The sequence below is a fragment of the Flavobacterium sp. genome, assembly GCF_036759525.1.
GTDB lineage: Bacteria > Bacteroidota > Bacteroidia > Flavobacteriales > Flavobacteriaceae > Flavobacterium.
The window spans coordinates 23,451-39,953 of sequence record NZ_DAIOUN010000011.1 but is presented as its reverse complement, the minus strand read 5'-3'; the positions used below and the strand labels follow the sequence as shown (position 1 = coordinate 39,953).

Below are 16,503 nucleotides of genomic sequence, written 5' to 3'. Positions count from 1 at the left end.
TTCCTTTAAAATGTACTTATGACTGCAAAAGAATTAGTTTTAAATTTTTACAATTCAGACGCCCTGTATAATCCTGAAACATTAAAAGGTTTTTTACATTCCGATGTCATTTTAAATTGGAATAGTAGTAAAGGATTTGTAACGAAGAACAAAGAAGAGCTTTTTCAATTGGCAACCGATTTGCAAAACAATTACACTTCACACGTTATTCAATTGCACCAAGTAGTTGCAGAAGCTAATTTGGTGACTGTACATTACACACATTTTGCAACTACTATAGAAAATCCCAATCACATTCATATTTTGGCTCATTTTATGGTGATTTGGGAAGTTGAAAACAATACATTATACAAAGGTTTTCAAATGAGTCAACAACCCTAATTTTGATCATACTGTATATCAAATTAGCAAAATCATAAAAAAAAAGACAAAAAAATGGTAGGTTTAATTTTGTAAAGAATTACTTTTGCACTACCATTTCAAAATAATTTAAATTTACCACCATGAGTGTTTTAGTTAATAAAAATTCAAAAATAATTGTACAAGGTTTTACCGGAAGTGAAGGAACTTTTCACGCGTCACAAATGATTGAATACGGTACAAATGTTGTAGGCGGAGTTACTCCGGGTAAAGGAGGTTCAACTCATTTGGATCGTCCGGTTTTTAACACCGTTAAAGATGCAGTAGAACAAGCCGGAGCCGATACTACCATTATTTTTGTACCACCGGCTTTTGCAGCCGATGCCATTATGGAAGCTGCAGATGCGGGAATTAAAGTTATTATCACCATTACCGAAGGTATTCCTGTTGCCGATATGATTAAGGCTTACAATTACATCAAAGGAAAAGGGTGTCGCTTAATTGGTCCAAACTGTCCGGGTGTTATCACTCCCGAAGAAGCCAAAGTAGGTATTATGCCCGGCTTTGTATTCAAAAAAGGGAATGTAGGTATTGTTTCTAAATCGGGAACATTAACCTATGAAGCAGCAGACCAAGTAGTGAAACAAGGTTTGGGAATCACTACAGCTATCGGAATTGGTGGAGATCCAATCATTGGTACAACCACTAAAGAAGCGGTAGAATTATTAATGAATGATCCAGAAACTCATTGTATCGTTATGATTGGTGAAATTGGAGGTCAATTAGAAGCTGATGCTGCCAAATGGATTAAAGCCGACGGTAACCGCAAACCGGTTGTAGGATTTATTGCCGGAGAAACAGCTCCAAAAGGCAGAACCATGGGGCATGCCGGTGCCATCGTAGGTGGTGCAGATGATACTGCTGAAGCCAAAAAACGCATCATGAGAGAGAACGGAATTCATGTAGTAGACTCTCCTGCCGAAATCGGTAAAAAAGTAAAAGAAGTTTTAGGATAATACTTCCTTATTGCAATAAAAAAAGAGACCTCATTGAGGTCTCTTTTTATTTGACTACCGATGCTCCCGGTACTTTAAACACATTCTCGAGATAAGCATCTAAACATATTAAATTGGTTATATTTTTTTTGGTTGTATGAAAAACACTCTGACCGATTCGCAAAACATAATTTTCCAATCTATTGTTGGCATTGTTTTCTCCTTCACCTTCAAAAGTTATATCACTCACAGTAACACTGTAGCCACCTTCTACCAAAGTAATTTCAAATTGCAAATCAAAAGCTTGTTCAAAATACCACGAACCTTCTTTACAAGTACAGTTAAATTTTACACCGCGACCGGTAAATTCACCTTCATTTACAATAAGTTTCTTATTGTTTTTTGGGAGAAGCTTCATGACATCGCCCTCCGGTAATTGATAAGTCATAGTCCATGTTACTTCCTTACGAGCCGCTTTGAAATGATGATCTTGTGCCCACATTGATGTGGTTAACAGTAAAATAAGTAAATATCTCATTAGATTGATTTTTTACAAATATACTTTCTTCCTTTCAAATCTAACTTTTTTAAAGTTGTTTTTTCAATCACTTGTTGGGAAATAGAATAAAGTCATAAATTCCTATAGAACATTATATATTTACTTTTAGTGGCGTATAAAATATTAGTATATTTGGCTTTTAAAATAAATTACTGATTAAATAGTACAAAGTATCATGAAATTATTAGAAGGAAAAGTTGCCATTATTACCGGTGCCAGTCGCGGAATTGGAAGCGGTATTGCTAAAGTTTTTGCACAACACGGAGCCCAAGTGGCATTTACTTACAGTTCATCGGCAGAATCAGCTTTGGTTTTAGAAAATGAGCTCAATGCTTTAGGAGTTAAAGCAAAAGGGTATAAATCAAATGCGGCCGACTTTAATGAAGCTCAAAAATTAGCCGATGATGTAATCGCAGAATTCGGTACTATAGATATTTTAATTAACAACGCCGGTATTACAAAAGATAATCTCTTGATGAGAATGTCTGAGGAAGATTTTGATAAAGTAATCGAAATCAACTTAAAATCCGTATTCAACATGACTAAAGCCGTACAAAAAGTAATGTTGAAAAATCGCAAAGGTTCTATTGTCAATATGAGTTCGGTAGTTGGTGTGAAAGGGAATGCCGGACAAGCCAACTATGCGGCATCTAAAGCAGGGATGATTGGTTTTACCAAGTCAATTGCATTAGAGTTAGGTTCACGAAACATTCGTTGCAACGCCATTGCACCAGGCTTTATCGAAACGGAAATGACCGGAAAATTAAACGAAGACGTGGTACAAGGCTGGAGAGATTCTATCCCACTTAAGCGTGGTGGAACTCCCGAAGATGTGGCCAATGCTTGTCTTTTCCTGGCCTCAGAGTTGAGTGCTTATGTAACCGGACAAGTTATGAATGTAGATGGAGGTATGCTGACGTAGTCAGTTTTCAGTCGCAGTTTTCAGTTATAGTTTGTCATTTCGCATGATAACGTAGTCGAAAAAAACCGAACAATAGCGAACAGGCAATGCCAAACTCCTGCAAAGTAGATCAGAAAATCGAAAACTGACAACAGACAACTAATGAGAAGCTATTCCCGCTGTCCGTTACAAGTTTTTCAAGAAAAATTAAGTTTTGTAAGCCACCCATAAAGCTTCCTTTGGTCGCTTTTGGTTGGCCACAAAACTAAAAATTTTCCTTTAAAAAGCTTTCCACTACCATCGGGGCTAAAACGAGCAATAAAGAAAAATTCATTGAAACAAGAAATTTAGCATTATTTGCTCATCACCAATTTACTAATCACTAATTACCAAAAATGACATCATCAACTGTGCTTTTACTCTTACTTTCAGTATTATTAGCCGGAAGTGTATCATTTTTTCAGTATTTTTATAAAACTAAAATCCATTCCCATAGTGTTTGGGTTTTAGCTTTTTTACGTTTTATAGGTGTTTTTGGGTTGTTACTCTTACTTATCAATCCTATTATTACCCACAAAACCTATGAAACTCAAAAAATTCCACTTCCCATAGTTGTAGATAACTCGTCATCAATAAAAGAACTAAAATTTGATACAGAAACTCAAAATTTAGTAAAAGAGATAACTCAAAATTCAAAACTTAAAGACCAATATGCTGTTCAGGTATTTCGTTTTTCTGAAGAGGTTGAATCCAATGATACGATAGATTTTAAAGGCAAACAATCGCGTTTAGATAAAATTGGAAAAAGGTTAAAACAACAATTTAAAAACACAATTCACCCTACAATTTTACTTACAGACGGTAACCAAACACAAGGGAACGATTACGTTTACACTTTTGAAGAAAATAAGCCTATATTTCCAGTGGTTTTGGGTGATACGACCTCGGTTTTAGATTTAAAAATCAGTAATCTTAACGCTAATAAATACGCTTTTTACAAAAATAAATTTCCCGTTGAAATTTTTGTAACCTATTCAGGGAATCAAAAACTAGCAGCTTCATTAACTGTGAGTCAAGGTTCTAAAACACTACACACTCAGCTAGTTGATTTTTCTGCTCAAAAAAAATCGCAAATCATTTCAGTCTTACTTCCTGCCGATCAAGTTGGAGTACAAATATTTAAAGCTCAAATCAATACCACCCAACCGGAGAAAAACAAATACAACAATAGTAAGAATTTTGCCGTTGAAATAATCGATCAAAAAACCGAAATTGCTTTAGTTTCTTCCATTAACCACCCCGATTTAGGTGCTTTAAAAAGAGCAATTGAATCAAATGAACAGCGAAAAGTAACCCTTTTAAATGTTCTTCAAAATCCATCATTAGATAAGTTTAATGTGGTGGTTTTTTATCAACCCAATGCCACTTTTAAACCGTTATGGGAATATGCTCAAAATAAAGGTTTGAACACTTGGATTATTACCGGATTGCATACTGATTTTGAATTTTTAAATCAGAATCAATCTCATTTTTTATTTAAAATGAGTTCTCAAAAGGAAGATTATTTAGCATCTTTTTCAACCCAATTTAATCTTTTTTCAATTGATAATTTGGGATTTGAAAATTTTCCGCCTTTGCAAAATCCTTTCGGAACCATAACAAGTACCCAAAACGGTAATACATTACTCAATTCCCGTGTACGTAATGTAAATCTTGAAGCCCCTTTATTATCCTACATCGAACAAGCCGGTAAGCGAAACGTATATCTTTTTGGTGAGAATATCTGGAAGTGGCGAATGCAAAGCCATTTGGATGAAAACTCCTTTGAAAAATTTGATATTTTTACCGATAAAACCATTCAATTTTTAGCTTCAAATTCTTCGAGAAAATCATTAATTGTTACGCATGAAAATTTCTATAATTCAGGTGATGCTATAGAAATAGAAGCTCAATATTTCAATAAAAATTTTGAGTTTGATACCAAAGCAAGATTAACCATTACCCTTCAAAATAAAAACACCAATCAAATTAAATCTTACGATTTGATTCGTGCTGCCAATTCGTTTAAAGTTAATTTAGATGGTTTGGCTGCCGGCTCTTATTCTTTTTCTGTTACCGAGAATAACTCAAAGACCACTTATAATGGGTTTTTTGAAGTACTTGATTTTGATATGGAAAAGCAATTTGTCAATCCGGATTATGCCAAGTTAAATCAGTTGGCAAATCTTACCAACGGTACAATTTATTTGTCAAATCAAGTTAAAGACTTAATTTCAGTTTTAACAGAAACCGAACTTTACAAACCTATTCAAAAAGAGATTGTCAAAAAAACACCTATTATTGATTGGGTTTGGTTGTTAATGATTATTGTATTGGCATTGGCTTTAGAGTGGTTTATTCGCAAATACAATGGTTTGTTGTAACTTAAGATTCGCTTAATTCATTTAAATCATTCAATATAGTTCTCACTTTTCCGTTAATTTTACATAAAAATTCAACGGATGAAAAAAGTTTTGTTTCTCTTGTTTCTTTGCAGTCATACGGTTTTAATGGCTCAAAATTGGCAAACAAATTTTGAAGAGGCCAAAGTTATTGCCCAAAAAGAAAATAAAAATATACTTTTAGTTTTTTCCGGTTCCGATTGGTGTGCACCTTGTATGAAGCTGGAAAAAAACATTTGGATGTCGCCTGAATTTCAGACGGAAGCTCAAAACAGTTGGATTATCTATAAAGCCGATTTCCCCAAGAAAAAGGCAAATCAACTTTCTCCTGAGAGGACTGAACAAAACAAAAAATTAGCTGAAAAATACAATAAAGAGGGTAGTTTTCCATTGGTTGTTCTGTTAGATCCTTCTGGAAAAGTACTGGGCATGTTCGGTTTTAAAAATAGTTCACCTTCTGCTTATATTGCCTTAATCCATTCAGCTGAAAAATAATGAGATTTCTATTTTTCATACTAGCTTACTTTTTTTCTTCCGTTTTGTCGGCACAAATGGTTTACACCCAAAAAACAAAAATGTTGGGCAGTCCTTTTGAAATGACTGTTGTGGCTCAAGATACAGTTGAAGGAAATTATTTTATTCAAAAAGCCATTGATGAAGTAAAACGTATTGAGCATTTAATTTCCGATTGGATTCCTACTACACAAATTTCTCAAGTTAATCAAAATGCCGGAATAACTCCAGTAAGGGTTGATCAAGAAGTATTTCAATTGATTGAAAGAGCAATTAAAATTTCAAAATTAACGTATGGTGCTTTCGATATTTCGTATGCTTCGATGGATAAAATATGGAAATTCGATGGTAGCATGAAAGAAATGCCAACCGAAGAAGCCATAAAAAATTCGGTTGCGAAAGTGGGTTACCAAAACATCATTTTAAACGAAAAAGAATCGACTATTTTTCTGAAAAACAAAGGGATGAAACTCGGTTTGGGTGGAATAGGGCAAGGGTATATTGCCGATAAAATTAAAGCCTTATTGATTGAAAGTGGTTGCAAATCAGGGATTGTCAATGTTTCGGGTGATATTTTCGCTTGGGGAAAACAACCTGATGGCAAACCTTGGACGGTAGCTATTGTAAATCCCATTAATAAAAATAAAGTATTTGCCACTTTTCCATTAGAAGACAGTGCGGTAGAAACTTCCGGAAGTTATGAAAAGTATGTTACTTTCAACGGAAAACGCTATTCACATATTATAGATCCAAGAACTGGTTATCCTGCTTCGGGCATTGTGAGTGTGTCGGTTTTTGCCAAAACCACAGAAGTAGCCGATGCACTCGCTACCGGAGTTTTTGTGCTGGGTGTTGACGTCGGTCTCGACTTAATCAACCAACTCAAAGGAATTGAATGTATTATTGTGGATGATAAGGGTGTGGTGCATACTTCTAAAAATATTGATTTAAAAAAATACGAATAAACAATTTATTTGCTCACTATCCTCTCCTTTGGAGAGTCCCGATAGCTATCGCTAGGGGTGAGGTTAAAAGAAAAAAACATGAAAAAAACTGCAATTCTTGCCTTAATTCTAATCGCATTACAATCCTGCAATTCGGTCAAAGAATACGAAAAAGAAAAAATAAATGACCCGGACATGAAATTGGCAGCACGACCATCCGAACGTTTTGAAACCAATTTTCAAGTCTATCGTGAAGCAGCTGCAGGAGCTAATGGTGGCAAAACCGGAGGTGGTTGTGGGTGTAATTAGTTTAAGAGTTTAAGGGTTAAAAAGTTTAATAGGTTTTGAGAATACTTGATTAAGAGTCTTAAAGCATTTATAATCATTTTTCAATTTCTTCAATCTGTGTTCAAAAAAAATATTTTATGAAAAATTATAATGTATTCATTTTGTTATTCATCACATCATTTGGATTTGCTCAAGTGAATGATTCTACGCAAGTGAGTTACAAAAAACGAGTCTTAGAATCGATAGAAGTTGATTTCTTGATGAGTTATTACAAACAAGACGGAATACATTCAGCTGTAGCCGGTGGGAATGGAATGGAAAAACTTACCGATATTACACCAACCATTGTCGTTGCAGTTCCTTTAAACGATGACGATGTTTTAACGGTAGATATGGGAATTTCGGCTTATTCTTCTGCTTCTTCAGGAAATATTAATCCTTTTGATAGTAATACACCAAGTCCATGGCAGGCGAGTTCAGGTGCTTCGGCTCAAGATGTTTTAACTACCTTAGTCATAAATTATAGTCATAGTTCAGATGATCGCAATACCATTTGGAATGCCCATGTTTCCGGTTCGGTGGAATATGATTATTCTTCAATTGGTTTTGGAGGAGGTTTAACCAAATTATTCAATGATAAAAATACAGAAGTAGGCATCGCCGCCAATGTGTATTTAGATACTTGGAAACCCATTTATCCAAAGGAGTTACAAGATTTTGCCGATAACGGCAATAATCTGAATGGGGGAATATTCGATAATTTTACGATTATTGGTAACACTAGTTATGCTCCAACTAAATTTGTTTTTCATCAAGACAAAAACAGAAATTCCTTTGCTTTGTCTTTCAGTTTTTCGCAAGTACTGAATAAAAAGACGCAAATTTCAATTTTTGCTGATGTTTTGCAACAGCAAGGATTGCTTTCTACACCTTATCAACGCGTTTATTTTGCCGATGTTGACAATGCTTTTATCAACGAATTTCAATTGGCCGATGACATTGAGCGATTGCCCGATAGCCGATTTAAATTACCCCTCGGAGCTCGTTTGAATTATTATGTAAATGAGAAATTGGTGTTACGGACTTATTATCGTTTTTACACGGATAATTGGGGTATTAACTCGCATACGGCTAGTTTAGAATTACCGTATAAAATTACCGACCGATTTACCTTAATTCCGATGTATCGTTTTTACACGCAACAAGCCTCAAAATATTTTGCTCCGTACGAACAACATTTATCCACTGAGAAATATTATACGTCAGACTATGATTTGTCTTCTTTTGATGCTCATCAATATGGAATGGGAGTAAGTTATACCGATATTTTTACAGCCGCTAAAATTTGGAAATTTGGTATAAAAAACTTAGATTTCCGATACAATCATTACTCCAGAAGTGATGGATTGGAAGCTGATATCGTGTCGTTTGGAATTAAATTTGTATTAGACAAATGAACATTTTAATCATAGAAGATGAATCCGGAATCGCCTCTTTCTTAAAACAAGGATTGGAGGAAGAAAATTACGTAATTTCTTTAGCTTCAAATGGAGAAGAGGGTTTACAAAAAGCTCTCGCAGAACAACCGGATTTAATTCTTTTAGATTGGATGTTGCCCAAACTTTCCGGTTTGGAGGTTTGTAAAGCCTTTAGAAAGAAAGATACGCAAACGCCCATTCTTTTTTTAACCGCAAAAGATACCATTCAAGAAACCATTGAAGGACTCAAAGCCGGTGCCAATGATTATATCAAAAAACCTTTTTCATTTGAAGAATTATTGGAACGCATTAAAATTCATTTTAGAAATAAAGACGAAAATAAAGTCTTAACGTTGGGCAATATAGTTTTGGATAAAAATACTTTTCAAGTGTTTGTAGATAAAAATGAAGTAAATTTGACACAGAGAGAGTTTGAATTATTAGCTTATTTAATTAAAAATAAGGGTTCTGTTTGCACCCGAACCAACATCATTGAAGACGTTTGGGATATTCATTTTGAATACGATACCGGTGTGATTGATGTTTTTATGAATGCTATTCGAAAGAAATTAAATCTAACCAAAGATCAAGAACTAATCAAAACTATTAGGGGAGTAGGCTACATTGCAAATGATTAAGTATTTTAATTTTTCTTTTAAAAACAGAATCGCTTTTAACTACATTATGAGTAGTTCTATTTTTATTGCCCTGGTTTTTATAGCCATTTTTCAAGTTGTAAAATTGAGCGTTAACAATCATATTAACGAAGAAGTGTATGACGAATTGATGAAACATTTGGATGATGTAACTACCGATTCTAATGATACCTATCTCATTCAAGTGGACCAATGGAGAGCCAGAGAACACAATTCGATAAGTGTGAATCCGGTTTTTGTGCAATTTTATGATACCAATGGCGAAACCATCGATAAATCTCCCAATCTTAAAGAGTCTGATTTAAAGTTGTTTGACTCATCAAAAAATGATGCATTTGTCAATTCAGAATTAAATTCCATTCCCATCAGGCAAATTCAAACACCCATTCTCAATTCAAACAAAGTAGTTGGATTTCTGGTAGTTGCCATGTCGTTGGAGGATTTTGAGATTGTATTGATATTAAAAAACATTCTTTTAATTACTTTTCCTTTAATTCTTTTTTTATTGTTTTTGATTGCTCGATTTTTTGCCGGAAGAAGTATTAAACCCGTCCAAACGATAATTGAAACCTCTAATCAAATTACCAAAGACAATTTAAAAAGCCGAATTCCGTTACCCCAAAACAAAGATGAATTGTATATTTTATCCGAGAACATTAACAGTCTTTTAAATCGAATTGAAAATGCTGTTGATCGTGAAAAACAGTTCACTTCCGATGCTTCACATGAATTAAGAACACCTTTGGCAGTTATTAAAGGCACGATGGAAGTACTCATTCGTAAACCTAGAAATGAAGAGGAATATAAAGACAAAATTCGTTTTTGTATTAACGAAGTAGATCGATTAAATAAAATGGTAGACCAGTTGCTTTTATTGGCTCGATTTGAAAATCAGAAAAGCAATAGTAAAAAAGAAAGTGTATATTTGAATGCTTTGGTTTTAGATACTTTATCTCGATATTCCGATAAAATCGAAGCTAAAAAAATAAGCGTCATCACTCAATTTGAAGATGATATTTATATTGAATCAGATAATTATCTCTTGTCAATTATCATAGAGAATTTGATTTCAAATGCGGTGAAGTATAACTATAAAAACGGTATTATTGAAATAGAATTACATAAAATAAATAAAGAAATCAATTTAACAATTACTGATAACGGAATTGGGATTTCTGAACAGGATTTAAATAAAATTTTCAATTCTTTTTACCGTTCTGATTTTTCCAAGCATCCGGAAATTAAAGGCACCGGTTTGGGTTTGTCTATCGTAAAAAGACTTTGTGATGTATTAGATTTCAAAATTTTTGTTGAAAGCAAATTAAATGAAAAAACTACATTTAATTTAATTTTACCTTCTACTAAACTTAAGTAGTTCTTAAGGTATTCCTTATTTTTTATTATTTATCTTTGTATGGTAAATCTTTCTTGATTTTATCAAATGAACAAGCTAATTGCTCTTTTTCTGATTTCAGTATTTATGTGTGCTAACACATCAGTAGGGCAATTATTGAAAATCCCAAACTTATTTGAGCACTATCAAGAACATAAAAATTCAACTGTTGCTTCATCTTTATCTTTTGTTGATTTTATTAAATTACACTATTCCGAAAATTCCGATCACAATCATGATAGCCATCAGGATTTACCTTTTAAAACCATAGAATCAACATCCAACCTTATTTTTCTTATTTCTTTTGAAACCATTAAAATACAAATCACCAATTTTTACCTAGGTTCCAAAAGACATTTTTTTTACAGGGATTTAGTCGAATCTTCTCCACTCACTTCCATTTGGTTACCCCCTAAAATAGCCTAACATTTTTTGTAAATAATCATTTTAATGATGTTAATGTGTTTATTGGTTCGCCAGATAAATACTATTCGTTTATTATAATTTTATTGAAATGTTAGAAAAAATAATTGCTTTAAGTTTGCGAAACAAACTAATTGTACTCCTTTTTACCCTAGGAGTCTTTGGTTATGGAATATTTTCGGTATTCCAAATATCTATTGGTGCTGTTCCTGATATTACCAATAATCAAGTACAGGTTATCACTACTTCTCGAAATCTTTCAACACAAGATATCGAACAATATATCACGTATCCCGTGGAATTAGAAATGGCGAATTTACCTGGTGTAAAAGAAATTCGTTCAATTTCAAAATTTGGTTTATCTGTTGTAACCATCGTTTTTGAAGAAGACATGGGAACGTATTTACCAAGACAATTAATTGCTGAAAAAATCAAAACCGCTATAGAAAAAATTCCACAAGGTTTTGGTACTCCTGAAATGGGCCCCATAACAACAGGTTTAGGAGAAGTGTATCAATACACCTTAGAAGTTAAACCTGAATTCAAAGACCACTACACGATTACCGATTTACGAACTATTCAAGATTGGGTAGTAAAACGTCAATTATCTGGAATAAAAGGGGTTGTAGAAATCAATACTTGGGGTGGTTATTTGAAACAATACGAAATTGCCATTCATTCTTCGAGTTTGAAAGCGATGAATATTTCGGTTAACGAACTTTTTGAAGCAATTGAGAAAAACAACAGCATTGCAGGCGGTTCTTACATTGAAAAAACGAATCAAAGTTATTTTATTCGAGGAGAAGGTCGAGTTGCGAAACTAGAAGATATTGAAAATATTGTCGTTAAAAATGTAAACGGAAATCCGGTTTACGTGAAAAATATTGCACAAGTAAAATTCGGACATGCCAATCGTTTTGGAGCTATCACAGGAAATGGAGAAGGAGAGAAGGTGTTAGGTCAAGTGATGATGCTAAAAGGAGCCAATTCCAAACAAGTAATTGATGACGTAAAACATCGTGTTGCTGAAATTGAGAAAACGTTACCGGATGGCGTTTATATCAATGGATTTTTAGAAAGAAGTGAATTAGTTGGTAAAACTACTTTCACCGTAGCCGAAAATTTAATTTTAGGTTGTTTGATTGTTATTTTCGTAGTAGTTCTTTTATTGGGAAACTGGCGTTCAGGACTGGTTGTAGCTTCTGTAATTCCGCTGTGTTTGTTGTTTGCTATTTCATTCATGAATATTCTTAAAATCGATGCGAACTTAATGAGTTTGGGAGCTATCGATTTTGGAATTATCATTGATGGTGCGGTAATTATTGTCGAATTTATAGCCTTTCAAATTGCTTCAAAATCAAATCAATTAGTTGGATTAACTAAAAAAAAACGTCAAGACGAAATTGATCAAATCACATTCAAAAGTGCTTCAAAAATGATGAATTCGGCAATCTTCGGACAGTTGATTATCTTAATCGTTTTCATCCCTATTTTGTCACTTTCTGGAGTAGAAGGTAAAATGTTCAAACCTATGGCAATGACGTTTAGTTTTGCTTTAGTTGGAGCGATGTTATTCTGTTTTACCTATGTTCCAGTTGTTGCTTCTTTGTTTTTAAAACCTAGAGAAGAAAATCCAAATTCGTTATCCAATCGTTTGATTAACCAATTGAATTCTTGGTATTTACCCGTAATTACTTGGGCTTTGGATAATACTAAAAAAGTTATGTATGGTGCTGTAGGATTATTGGTTTTAGCAGTTGGTGTATTTAGTACAATGGGAGGCGAATTCATCCCCACATTAGACGAAGGAGATTTCGTAATTCAACCCGTTTTAAAAACAGGAACTTCATTAACCAAAACCATTGAAACCACTACAAAAATTGAAGCTATAATTCTTAAAAATTTCCCTGAAGTTTCTCAAGTTGTTAGTAGAATTGGTGCAGCGGAAGTACCAACCGATCCCATGAGTATGGAAGAAAGTGATGTAATTGTAAAACTAAAACCAAAATCGGAATGGGTTTCAGCCGATTCTAAAGACGAATTAGCAGATAAAATTAAAGTGGCAATTGAAAAACAAATTCCGAATATGGAAGTAGAATTTACACAACCTATCGAAATGCGTTTTAACGAGTTAATCTCAGGTTCACGTTCTGATGTGGCGATTAAAATTTTCGGAGAAGATTTAGATATTTTAGCCCAAAAAGCACACGAAATTGAAAAAGCAATTAAAAATGTGGAAGGTGCATCGGATATCATCATAGAAAAAACAGAAGGTTTACCACAAATGTATGTGCAATATGATAGAAGTAAAATTGCCCAATTCGGTCTAAATATTGCCGATTTGAATGATATGATTGCTTTAGGATTTGCAGGGAAAACAGCCGGAAATGTATTTGAAGGAGAAAAACGATTTGATTTGGTAGTTCGTTTAGATGAAAGCAATCGTAAAAACTTAGAAGACTTACAAAATCTTTATGTTACTACTCCAAACGGTGAACAAATTCCATTGCGAGAATTAGCAAAAATTGAATATACCGAAGGTCCAGCCAAAATTTCTAGAGATGATACCAATCGAAGAATTGTAGTGGGAATCAACGTTCGTAACCGAGATTTACAAAGTGTTGTAGATGATGTGAAGAAAATAATTGAAACCAAAATTGATTTACCAGATGGTTATCGAGTAGCGTATGGAGGACAATTTGAAAACCTTCAAAGTGCCAAAGCTCGTTTAATGATAGCTGTTCCAATTGCATTATTCTTAATTTTCGTATTGTTACATTTCGCCTTTGGTTCGGTGAAAGAAGCTTTGATGGTATATTCAGCTATTCCATTATCTACAGTAGGTGGAATTTTATTCTTGTGGATGCGCGATTTACCGTTTAGTATTTCGGCAGGTGTTGGATTTATTGCACTTTTCGGAATTGCAGTATTGAACGGAATTGTTTTAATCGAACATTTTAAGGAATTAAAGCATCAAGGCATGACCAATATGAATGAACTCATTTTAAAAGGAACAACCGATAGATTACGTCCCGTTTTATTAACTGCTTCGGCAGCAGCTCTTGGATTTTTACCAATGGCAATCTCAACTTCGGCAGGAGCAGAAGTGCAACGCCCTTTAGCAACAGTTGTCATTGGAGGATTGTTTACCGCAACTCTTTTAACTATGATAGTTTTACCAATTTTATTCAAAATTTTTGATGAAAAAGAATTCAAGAAGCCAAAATTTAAAAAAGTGAAAAATTCAGACGTTTTACTGATCTTTATGTTATTGCCATTTATAGGTTTTTCACAACAAAATAATTCAGAACTAGATAGTATATTCCAAAAAGCCATTTCAAACAATGCTGGAATTAAAGCAGGTCAACTAAAAATCGAAAAAGCAAAACAAGCAACAAAATTAGCATATGATTTCGAAAAAACGAATGTTTATTATAGCTATGATCAAAATAACTTAGCTTTAAACGAATTACCTTTAAAAGTTTTTGGAGCCCAACAAAAGTTTGCTTTTCCAACGGTTTATGGTGCTAAAAAGAAATTATATAAAGCAGAATATGAAAAAGAAAAAACCGGATTTGAAATTCAGCAAAACCAACTGAAATTACAAATTTCACAAGTATATTATCAAATTGTGAATGTACAACATCAAGAAAAATTATATCGTTACTTAGATAGTTTGTACCAAAATTTCTCAAAAGCAAGTAATAGAAGATTTGAATTAGGCGAAACCAATTATTTAGAAAAAATTACCGCTGAAGCAAAATTTCGTCAAATCAAAACCAAGTTATCACAACTTGAAAAAGAGAAAAAAGCACAATTAGAAGTATTGCAATCCTTAGTGCAAAGTGATGAAAAAATAGTAATTTCAAATACAATTTCAGAGCCTATTTCAACTGTAACTTTAAATTCAAGTAAAGATTTATATGTTTCACATTTAGAATCATTTACGAAAATTTACAAATCAAATGAAAGTTTACAAAAACAAAATTGGTTACCCGATTTTAATTTGGAATATTTTCAAGGAAGAAACAATGGTTTGTCTCAATCTTTATATGGTTTTCAAGTGGGATTATCTGTACCCATTTTATTCAACGGAAATATTGCAAAATCAAAAGTTGCCAAACTAGAAACCCAAGCTTGGGAAGCCCAAAAGAAACAAGAAGAAACTAAAATAGATTCTTACATCAAACAAAAACAACAAGAAGTTGAACAGCAACAACAAGCTATATCTTACTACAATGAGTATGGAAAAAAAGTATCAGAAGAAATCATAAAAGTAGCTGACAGCAGTTACAAACACGGCGAAATTGACTTTTTTCAATACATTTTAAGTTTAGAAAATGCTACAACAATTCAAGTAGATTATTTGGATGCCGTAAAGCAATACAACACAACTATTTTAGATTTATATTACCTAAACATCGAGAACTAATGATAAAAAATAGCATTTTAATAGCACTAATCGGATTATTCATTTCTTGCAAAGAAGAAAAAACCGAAGTTGTAACTCCAAATAATGGATTTATAACAGTTACCAAAGAACAATTTCAATCTTCCAAAATGGAAATAGCCACTTTGGTTGAAAAGGAGTTTAACGTCACTGTTTCTGCATCAGGAAAAATTGATGTTCCACCACAATATAGGGCTAAAATTTCGCCTTTTATTGGTGGTTATGTAAAATCTTCTCAGTTTTTAGTGGGTGATAAAGTTTCCAAAGGACAAGTTTTGGTAACACTTGAAAACACAGAATACTTAGATATTCAAAAAGATTATGTAGAAGTTGCTGAACAAATCAATTACTTAAAATCGGAATTTGAGCGTCAGAAAACCTTATTCAATGAAAAAATCACTTCTCAAAAAAACTATCTTAAAGCAGAAAGCGATTACCGCCAAGCAAAAGGAATGTATCAAGGTTTGCGAGAAAAATTATTGTTATTGAATATCAACCCTTCTAATGTTGAGAAAGGTAAATTTACTTCAGTAATTACTTTAACAGCTCCAATTTCTGGAGATATCACGGTAATGAATGCCAATGTAAGAATGTTCATGTCGCCTTCAGATGTGATTATGGAAGTGGTTGATACGCAACATTTATTATTGAGTTTAAATGTTTTTGAAAGTGATATTTTAAAAATTAAAGAAGGACAAAATATCGAATTTACGATTCCTCAAGCTTCAAAAGACGTATACAAATCTAAAGTAAAAACCGTTGGAAAATCAATCGAAAATAAAGATAGAAGTATTTCGGTTTTCGGCTTATTACAACCAGAATTAAAAGAAAAATTATTATCTGGAATGTTTGCCGAAGCTAAAATTAGCATCGCAACAAAAAAAGGCTTAAGTGTACCAAATGAAGCCGTAAAAAAAAGTGGTGACAAGAATTTTGTACTTTTACTTGTGAAAGAAGCGAACAATAACTATAGTTTCAAGAAAACGTTAGTACAAATAGGAGAAGTTTCAGAACATCATACTGAAATAATTTCAGATGAAAATATACATCAAGAATCAAAAATTTTAGTAAAAGGAGTTTTCGAATTAACGAATTAAAAATT

At 33.2% G+C, this 16,503-nt stretch carries 14 protein-coding genes; 13 read left to right on the top strand and 1 reads right to left on the bottom strand.

Annotation, left to right across the window (positions count from 1 at the left end; all coding sequences use genetic code 11):
- The first annotated feature begins 18 nt into the window (after nucleotides 1–18).
- Nucleotides 19–381, top strand: a complete 363-nt coding sequence (locus V7M80_RS08820; protein WP_333695519.1) for a nuclear transport factor 2 family protein — start codon at nucleotides 19–21, stop codon at nucleotides 379–381.
- Nucleotides 382–503: 122 nt separating this feature from the next.
- Entirely contained in the window at nucleotides 504–1,376 is an 873-nt protein-coding gene (sucD, locus tag V7M80_RS08815; protein WP_333695518.1) for a succinate--CoA ligase subunit alpha, read from the top strand.
- 46 nt (nucleotides 1,377–1,422) lie between these two features.
- Here sucD and V7M80_RS08810 read toward each other — a convergent pair whose 3' ends face one another.
- Nucleotides 1,423–1,893 (bottom strand): hypothetical protein, encoded by a 471-nt coding sequence (locus tag V7M80_RS08810; protein ID WP_333695517.1) that lies wholly within the window; start codon nucleotides 1,891–1,893, stop codon nucleotides 1,423–1,425.
- A 196-nt stretch (nucleotides 1,894–2,089) separates the two neighbouring features.
- On the opposite strand from V7M80_RS08810, the gene fabG reads away from it, so the two are divergent.
- The 11 genes from fabG to V7M80_RS08755 all read left to right on the top strand — a co-directional run bounded on the left by fabG (nucleotide 2,090) and on the right by V7M80_RS08755 (nucleotide 16,498).
- Nucleotides 2,090–2,836 carry a 3-oxoacyl-[acyl-carrier-protein] reductase gene (gene fabG / locus V7M80_RS08805; RefSeq protein WP_333695516.1) on the top strand — a complete coding sequence of 249 codons (747 nt, stop codon included), beginning with the start codon at nucleotides 2,090–2,092 and terminating at the stop codon, nucleotides 2,834–2,836.
- Between the two features lie 374 nt (nucleotides 2,837–3,210).
- A complete protein-coding gene (locus V7M80_RS08800) occupies nucleotides 3,211–5,238 on the top strand; it encodes a hypothetical protein (RefSeq protein ID WP_333695515.1) in 2,028 nt (675 codons plus the stop codon).
- Between the two features lie 78 nt (nucleotides 5,239–5,316).
- Nucleotides 5,317–5,751, top strand: a complete 435-nt coding sequence (locus V7M80_RS08795) for a thioredoxin family protein (protein WP_333695514.1) — start codon at nucleotides 5,317–5,319, stop codon at nucleotides 5,749–5,751.
- A complete protein-coding gene (locus V7M80_RS08790) occupies nucleotides 5,751–6,734 on the top strand; it encodes an FAD:protein FMN transferase (protein WP_333695513.1) in 984 nt (327 codons plus the stop codon). The genes V7M80_RS08795 and V7M80_RS08790 overlap by 1 nt, the downstream gene beginning before the upstream one ends.
- Before the next feature lie 78 nt (nucleotides 6,735–6,812).
- Nucleotides 6,813–7,022 carry a DUF4266 domain-containing protein gene (locus tag V7M80_RS08785; RefSeq protein ID WP_333695512.1) on the top strand — a complete coding sequence of 70 codons (210 nt, stop codon included), beginning with the start codon at nucleotides 6,813–6,815 and terminating at the stop codon, nucleotides 7,020–7,022.
- 116 nt (nucleotides 7,023–7,138) lie between these two features.
- Nucleotides 7,139–8,458, top strand: coding sequence for a DUF3570 domain-containing protein (locus tag V7M80_RS08780; protein WP_333695511.1), 1,320 nt, complete (start codon nucleotides 7,139–7,141; stop codon nucleotides 8,456–8,458).
- Nucleotides 8,455–9,117, top strand: coding sequence for a response regulator transcription factor (locus V7M80_RS08775; protein WP_333695510.1), 663 nt, complete (start codon nucleotides 8,455–8,457; stop codon nucleotides 9,115–9,117). Before V7M80_RS08780 ends, V7M80_RS08775 begins: the two co-directional genes overlap by 4 nt.
- Before the next feature lie 46 nt (nucleotides 9,118–9,163).
- The gene (locus tag V7M80_RS08770; protein WP_333695509.1) at nucleotides 9,164–10,510 is read left to right on the top strand and encodes a sensor histidine kinase; all 1,347 of its coding nucleotides are present in this window, start codon (nucleotides 9,164–9,166) and stop codon (nucleotides 10,508–10,510) included.
- A gap of 66 nt (nucleotides 10,511–10,576) precedes the next feature.
- The gene (locus tag V7M80_RS08765; RefSeq protein WP_333695508.1) at nucleotides 10,577–10,954 is read left to right on the top strand and encodes a hypothetical protein; all 378 of its coding nucleotides are present in this window, start codon (nucleotides 10,577–10,579) and stop codon (nucleotides 10,952–10,954) included.
- Between the two features lie 88 nt (nucleotides 10,955–11,042).
- The gene (locus V7M80_RS08760; protein WP_333695507.1) at nucleotides 11,043–15,383 is read left to right on the top strand and encodes a CusA/CzcA family heavy metal efflux RND transporter; all 4,341 of its coding nucleotides are present in this window, start codon (nucleotides 11,043–11,045) and stop codon (nucleotides 15,381–15,383) included.
- Nucleotides 15,383–16,498 (top strand): efflux RND transporter periplasmic adaptor subunit, encoded by a 1,116-nt coding sequence (locus V7M80_RS08755; RefSeq protein ID WP_333695506.1) that lies wholly within the window; start codon nucleotides 15,383–15,385, stop codon nucleotides 16,496–16,498. The genes V7M80_RS08760 and V7M80_RS08755 overlap by 1 nt, the downstream gene beginning before the upstream one ends.
- The last annotated feature ends 5 nt before the right edge of the window (nucleotides 16,499–16,503 follow it).